Below are 6,608 nucleotides of genomic sequence, written 5' to 3'. Positions count from 1 at the left end.
GGATATCGAATTTGTTGAACAAAAGGAACAGTTAGGCACTGGCCATGCTATTCAGCAGTTAATCCCCCATTTAGAGGACTTTCAGGGGGATTTGTTGGTCTTAAATGGCGATGTTCCCCTGTTGCGTCCCGAAACCTTGCAAAATCTTCTCCAGATTCATAAAAACCATGGTAACGCTGCCACCCTCTTAACTGCTAACCTTCCTAACCCGAAAGGTTACGGTCGAGTTTTTTGTGATGGCAATAATCTCGTTAAGCAGATTGTCGAAGAAAGAGACTGTACCGATGCCCAACGACAAAACCACCGGATTAATGGAGGTATATACTGCTTTAATTGGTCAAAATTAGCGGCTATACTGCCTAATTTAACGCCCAATAACGATCAGGGTGAGTATTATCTCACGGATGTGGTCAATTTTCTCGATCCCGTCATGGCTGTGGATGTGGAGGACTGTTTAGAAATTAGCGGCATTAACGATCGCAAACAATTGGCCGCCGCCTATGATATCCTGCAAACTAGAGTCAAAGATGATTGGATGGCCGCCGGAGTCACCATTATTGACCCCGATAGTGTCACCATTGAGGATACTGTCACTCTCAGTGCCGATGTGATTATTGAACCCCAAACCCATCTGCGCGGTGAGACGATAATCGCTTCTGGTTGTCGTATAGGTCCGGGGAGTTTAATCGAAAATAGTCGCATAGGCAGCGATGTGACGGTCTTATTTTCGGTTATTTCTGATAGTCAGGTGGATTCTGGTTGTCGCATCGGTCCCTATGCTCATTTGCGCGGAGAAGCGAAAATTGGTGCTAATTGTCGAGTCGGTAATTTTGTTGAAATTAAAAAAAGTGACATCGGCAATAAAACCAATATTGCCCATTTATCCTATTTGGGAGATGCCACTTTAGGGGAAAAAGTGAACGTTGGTGCGGGAACAATTACTGCTAATTACGATGGGGTGAAAAAACACCAAACTATGATCGGCAGTGGCACAAAAACTGGGGCAAATAGTGTTTTAGTGGCTCCTCTAGAATTAGGAAAAAATGTCACTGTGGCCGCTGGTTCAACTATCACTAAAAATGTCCCCGATAACGCTTTAGTTATTGCTCGGGAACCTCAGTATGTGGTCGAAAATTGGTCAAATCAGTTTCAGTAGATTATGGCAGTTATCAGTTATCAGTTATCAGTTATCAGTTCACTGTTTACTGATTGCTGTTTACTGATGCTGGTCGATGGCTTAAATTTGCGCGATGAAGCATGAAATGCTATAAAAATCTCAGTCCTCCCTATAGAAAAGAGTAAAAACTTTATGGCACGCACCGAGTCCACAATGTTAGATTTGGGGACAAAAGCTCCCAGTTTTGCCTTACCCGATGTGGTTTCGGGTGAAACTATCTCTCTGGACAGCTTTGCGGCTAAAACCGCTCTGTTAGTCATCTTCCTCTGTGAACATTGTCCCTTTGTTAAACACATTCAAGAAGAACTTACCCGTCTAGGTTGCGATTATGCTAACACCAATCTGGGCATCCTCGCCATTAGTTCTAATGACGTGGAGAAATATCCCGATGATTCGCCGGAAAATTTGAAAAAAATGGCGATAACCCTTGACTTTAAATTCAATTTATGCTATGACGAAAGCCAAGAAGTGGCGAAAGCTTACACGGCAGCCTGTACTCCCGATTTTTTCCTCTTTGATAGTCAGCGGATTCTAGTCTATCGCGGTCAATTGGATGATAGTCGTCCTAGTAATGGTGTACCGGTGACAGGCAAAGATCTCCGGGCCGCTATTGACAAGGTTTTAAGCGGTCAACCGGTGCCGACGGAGCAAAAACCTAGTTTAGGCTGTAATATCAAATGGAAACCGGGTAATGAGCCACCCTATTATGGTTAATTAACGAAGGGTGTAGGGTGTAGGGTGTGGGGTGTGGGGTGTGGGGTGTGGGGTGTGGGGAGAATAAATAAAATAATCTCCTATCTCCTGACTCCTGACGACCGGCTCCTAACCCCACCAACAAGCTTTTTGCCGCAAACCCTACTTATGAGACTATTTCAAGAGCGTAACCGATTGCTGTGCTAATAAGGCAGTACCATAGGCTGCTTGCTCCTGTTTAGATAAAAGCACAGGAACTCCTAAATGACGCTGACGAATTATTCTCCAAGTCGAATTTTTTGCCCCACCACCCGCACTATAAACTCGCTCTAATTTATTGGCTCCCAATTCCTGTAAACGCTGATAACCTAAAGCTTCAATGCGGGCAATACTTTCTAGTAAACCATGTAAAAATTCTAGAGGATTATCGGGGCGGGGAGTCAGTTTTGCGGGTAAAAAAGGATCATTAATGGGAAAGCGCTCGCCAGCTTTTAGGAGGGGATAATAATCTAAATTACTTTCTTTTTGTCCATCTATTGCTAAACTATAATTTCTCAATTCTTGATCAGAAAAAAACTTCTTTAACACCGCTCCTCCCGTATTCGATGCCCCACCGGTTAACCACAAATTTCCTAAACGATGACTATAGATGCCATAGTTACTATCATCAACTTTCTGGCTACTTAATAACTTTAAAACTAAAGTTGAACCTAAAGATGTCACTGCAGCCCCCAAAGAATTAGCACCACTGGCTAAAAATGCCGCTATACTGTCGGTGGTTCCCGTATAAATTAAACAATCTTTCGGGATAGCAAAACGAGTCACTAAATCCGGTTTAATAGTATCTATCGCTGTACCCGGGGCAAAAATTTCCGGTAGCAAATTAAACATCGGTAAATTCTCTAACCAATCGGGATAACAGAGATTTTCGAGATCATAACCTAACTTTAAGGCATTGTGATAATCACTAATTCCCAGTTTACCGTGCAGCAGAAATGCTAACCAGTCCGCTTGCGAGAGAAAATAACGCGCTTGGGAAAAAATTTCTTGCTGACTCCACCAAAGTAATTTGGCTAAACTAGAGGTGGCACTAATTACGGGATGGTGAGGGGGTGCTATAGCTTTAATTGCTTCTAAAAAGGCAATTCCTCGCCCGTCATTGTATAATATCGCCTCAGAAAGAGGATTACCCCAATTATCACATAATAACACCGTCGAGGAAGTACCATTAATCGCGATCGATTTAAGTTCTGAACGCACCGAATCCCCTAGATTATCCAATAAATAAAATAGGGCCTTTTGCCAATCCTGAAAATTGGCATTAGTGAAGGGATAATGAACCTCAGCGACGATATTTTTGCTAGAATCAATAGCAATCGCTCGCGCTCCCGACGTGCCAAAATCAATACCTAAAGATAAACCCATTGATGTCTTCACAACCCCCTCATTCTGGCTACCATTGGGATGGTATCACTCCCCGATTCTTTGAAGGTTGGTACTTCCGAGTCATGATTCCGCAATTAGCCGACGGATTCGCCTTTATGTATTCTATTCAAGACCCAAGCGGCGGTCAAGTCAATAGCGGCGGAGCGGTACAAATTTTAGCCATAGAATCTAATTATCTTTGTCGCACTTTTCCCGATACGGATAAATTTTGGGCAAGTCGTCAGCAATTAGCCATTATCCATTGGGGAAAAACTAACTTAAAAACCCGTCCCTGTTTGCTTTCTTCGTCAGATTTTTTTGAGTCTATTCAAGAAGGTTATCAAGCAACAGCAAACCAGCAGCAAGGACGAATTTATGATCCCGTCACTGGAGAAATCTGTCAATGGGATTATCGCGTTGAAACTAGGTACAGTTGGGGAGATAAAAAGCGTTCACCCCAAGCAACAGCAGGAATATTATCTTATTTACCGATTTTTGACCCGGGTTGGCAGATTTTAACTGCTCATGGTTTAGCAACGGGAATGATTACCCATCGGGGAAAAAATTACCCCTTTGAGAATGTACCTTTTTATAGCGAGAAAAATTGGGGTTATTCTTTCCCCGAAAAGTGGTTTTGGATTAATTGTAATGCTTTCCCTGAAAATCCCGATTTAACCTTAACCGCAGTGGGTTCTACCCGGAAAGTTCTTAACTGGACGGAATCGGTGGGAATTATCGGTATTCACTGGCAAAATCGCTTTTATAAGTTTGATATCTGGAATTCTCAACTAACTTGGACAGTGCAACCCTGGGGATACTGGGAAATGAGGGCAACCAACGAGGATTATACCATTGTCTTAATCGGGATCAGTGATCATCCTCCCGATCGCGTGCGTGTACCCACGGAAAAAGGTCTCTGTTTTGCTTGTCAAGATACACTCAAAGGTAAATTATCGATAAAATTGGCTGATAGTCGTGGTAAAATCCTTATAAATAGCTCTAGTCGTCTAGCTGGTCTCGAAATTGGCGGTATTTGGCCATCAGCTTGGATTAAACAGTGATTTAAATCACCATTACGAGGGGAGAATATCCAGTTATCTGGCTGCATCTCAGACAACATTGAGATGCAGCCTCGATATTCTCTAGAAAATGCTCGATTACCAGCTAATTACTTTAACCGTTTCCTTAAATAAATTTGCTTCTAGGGAATCGGGGGAACTTGTCACCACACCGGCAATTAGATCTTCGGGTTTTATGGCTGCTTGTTTCATACAGGAGGGACAAATTAAGACTTTTCCCCCTTGACTGATGAAATCTACTAACATTGCTTGCAGGGTTTTACCGGTGATACCGTTAGTGTGTTGAGGAATGGTCGTCGCTGCCAGGTGTACCCCTGTAATATTCAAAAAAATGGTGGTTGAGTGACCTTTTTTCAGCATATTGGTGGCGACACCAATGGCCATTGCAGCTCGCCAAGGATCATCGGTGGTTAAATTAACAAATAAATCGGATTTTTGTTGACCGACAGCGATTATTGCTTCGTTAGTTTGTACTGGAGAAAGGGAAGGATTAGCCAAGACTGGGATAGATGTAACTAAGGATAATCCGACAAGGGAACCAAGGGCTAAAGATTTTAATAACATTTTCTTGTCCTCTTGCTGCTGGGTGCAATGAAAACATTTTCATTATGATAACTTCTGGAAAATCTTGTCAACAGACAGCCTGTCAAACTTTAATTTTTGTTGCGGATAACAAAAACCATCTACTAATAAAAATGATAATTATTTACTTATCTAACATTTTATCTAATCTTTCCTGAATCAATAAAGCTAGGGAAGAACGCAAAAAAAATAAACCAAATAACCCCGCTAAACTGAAGGGAATAATAGCTAGTTTGCTATAGTTGGTGTCTAATAAAAATATGGCTGAGATAATGCTAAATCCCAATAGACAGACATTAATTAATACTTTAATTCCCAGATAAATTCTTTTCAGAAGTCGCTCATTTTCCCGTGACTTAACTTGAAAAACTAAATTTCCTCGCTCGATCTTTTCCTCTAACTGACGGATCATTCTTTCGTTTTTATTACCTTTTTGCCATTGTTGTTGAAAAAAAGTGCGAGCTTGATTAGCTAGGGTAAGCATGGTGTTGGTAGTTCCTCCTGATACCGCTAGACTTTTCACAAAAGGTTGACTAGCTGCTAATAAATTATACTGAGGATCTAAAGAGCGGGCAATCCCATCCAAAGTGGTGACAGATTTAATAATAAAAGTCATTTGGGGAGGTAAGCGAAAAGGTTGCTGTTTAAACATTAAATACACTTGATCGCTAATTTGTTCAAAGACCCTCACATCTACCGGTTTATCGCGAAATTCATCTAAGAGAAACTGGACGATATTTCGCACGGGTTGCAGATCTCTAACGGGTTCAATTAAACCCATATACACCAGAGTTTTTAAGACTGTTTCCGTATCCTTTCTCAAGACAGCGAAAAAGGTTTCGATCATTTGATCTTTAGCGACGGACTTTAACTCGAACATCGTGCCAAAATCGTAGAAAATTAACTCCCCTTCCTGACTAACTGCCATATTACCCGGATGGGGATCCGATTGGAAAAAACCATCCTGTAATAGTTGTTTGAGATAGGAACATATCCCCAGTTGAATAATCCCATCTACGTTAATACCATTAGCTAGTAAAGTCTCTCGATCATCGACTTTAATCCCGGGTACATACTCCAAAGTTAATACCTTGCGGGTGGTATATTGCCAGTAAACTAAAGGGACTTTTACTTGAGGATAATTCTTAAAATTTTCCCGAAAGCGATCTGCATTTTTACCCTCATGGATATAATCGATTTCTTGAAAGAGTAGCTCAAAGAATTCTTGATAGATAGCTTCTAAATTATATTTTTTCACCACGGGGAAAATATTTAACCAACGGGTGAGACGATGTAACAATTCAAAATCGAGATTAAATAGTCTTTCTAGATTCGGTCTTTGTACCTTAATAACGACTTCTTCTCCACTTAATAACTGCGCTCGATGAACTTGTCCTAAACTGGCACAAGCGAGGGGAGAAACGCTAAAACTTGCAAATAAATTATCTAGGGGTTGTCCTAATTCTGTTTCAATAACTCGGATCGCTTCTTGACTATTAAATTCGGGAACCCGATCCTGTAATTGGGTTAATTGTTCGATATATTCGAGCGGAATTAAATCTGCTCGCGTCGATAAAGATTGTCCAATTTTAATAAAAGTTGGTCCCAAATTCATGAGGCGATCAACTAACCATTTCGCTCTCCTTTGCCGT

General features: G+C 41.3%; 6 protein-coding genes. 3 read left to right on the top strand and 3 right to left on the bottom strand.

The genetic code is table 11. The features are described 5' to 3' along the window. A partial coding sequence (gene glmU / locus IM462_RS16560) for a bifunctional UDP-N-acetylglucosamine diphosphorylase/glucosamine-1-phosphate N-acetyltransferase GlmU (protein ID WP_287715402.1) occupies positions 1–1,156 on the top strand: 1,156 nt, incomplete at its 5' end. A gap of 153 nt (positions 1,157–1,309) precedes the next feature. After that, entirely contained in the window at positions 1,310–1,891 is a 582-nt protein-coding gene (locus IM462_RS16555; RefSeq protein WP_002777504.1) for a thioredoxin family protein, read from the top strand. Between the two features lie 153 nt (positions 1,892–2,044). Here the strand turns inward: IM462_RS16555 and IM462_RS16550 are convergent, their stop codons facing one another. After that, positions 2,045–3,295, bottom strand: coding sequence for an FGGY-family carbohydrate kinase (locus tag IM462_RS16550; protein WP_287700903.1), 1,251 nt, complete (start codon positions 3,293–3,295; stop codon positions 2,045–2,047). Between the two features lie 2 nt (positions 3,296–3,297). Here IM462_RS16550 and IM462_RS16545 point away from each other — a divergent pair, with 2 nt between their 5' ends. Continuing rightward, positions 3,298–4,356, top strand: coding sequence for a tocopherol cyclase family protein (locus tag IM462_RS16545; RefSeq protein ID WP_287700887.1), 1,059 nt, complete (start codon positions 3,298–3,300; stop codon positions 4,354–4,356). A 96-nt stretch (positions 4,357–4,452) separates the two neighbouring features. Here IM462_RS16545 and IM462_RS16540 read toward each other — a convergent pair whose 3' ends face one another. Both IM462_RS16540 and IM462_RS16535 read right to left on the bottom strand, forming a co-directional pair. After that, positions 4,453–4,938 carry a DsrE family protein gene (locus IM462_RS16540; RefSeq protein WP_002777498.1) on the bottom strand — a complete coding sequence of 162 codons (486 nt, stop codon included), beginning with the start codon at positions 4,936–4,938 and terminating at the stop codon, positions 4,453–4,455. 142 nt (positions 4,939–5,080) lie between these two features. Further along, the coding region (locus IM462_RS16535; RefSeq protein ID WP_287715399.1) for an ABC1 kinase family protein at positions 5,081–6,608 on the bottom strand (1,528 nt) is incomplete at its 5' end.

Source organism: Microcystis sp. M144S2 (assembly GCF_020246065.1).
GTDB lineage: Bacteria > Cyanobacteriota > Cyanobacteriia > Cyanobacteriales > Microcystaceae > Microcystis > Microcystis ichthyoblabe_A.
The sequence above is the reverse complement of the archived record's forward strand: the minus strand, read 5'-3'. Positions and strand labels throughout refer to the sequence as shown.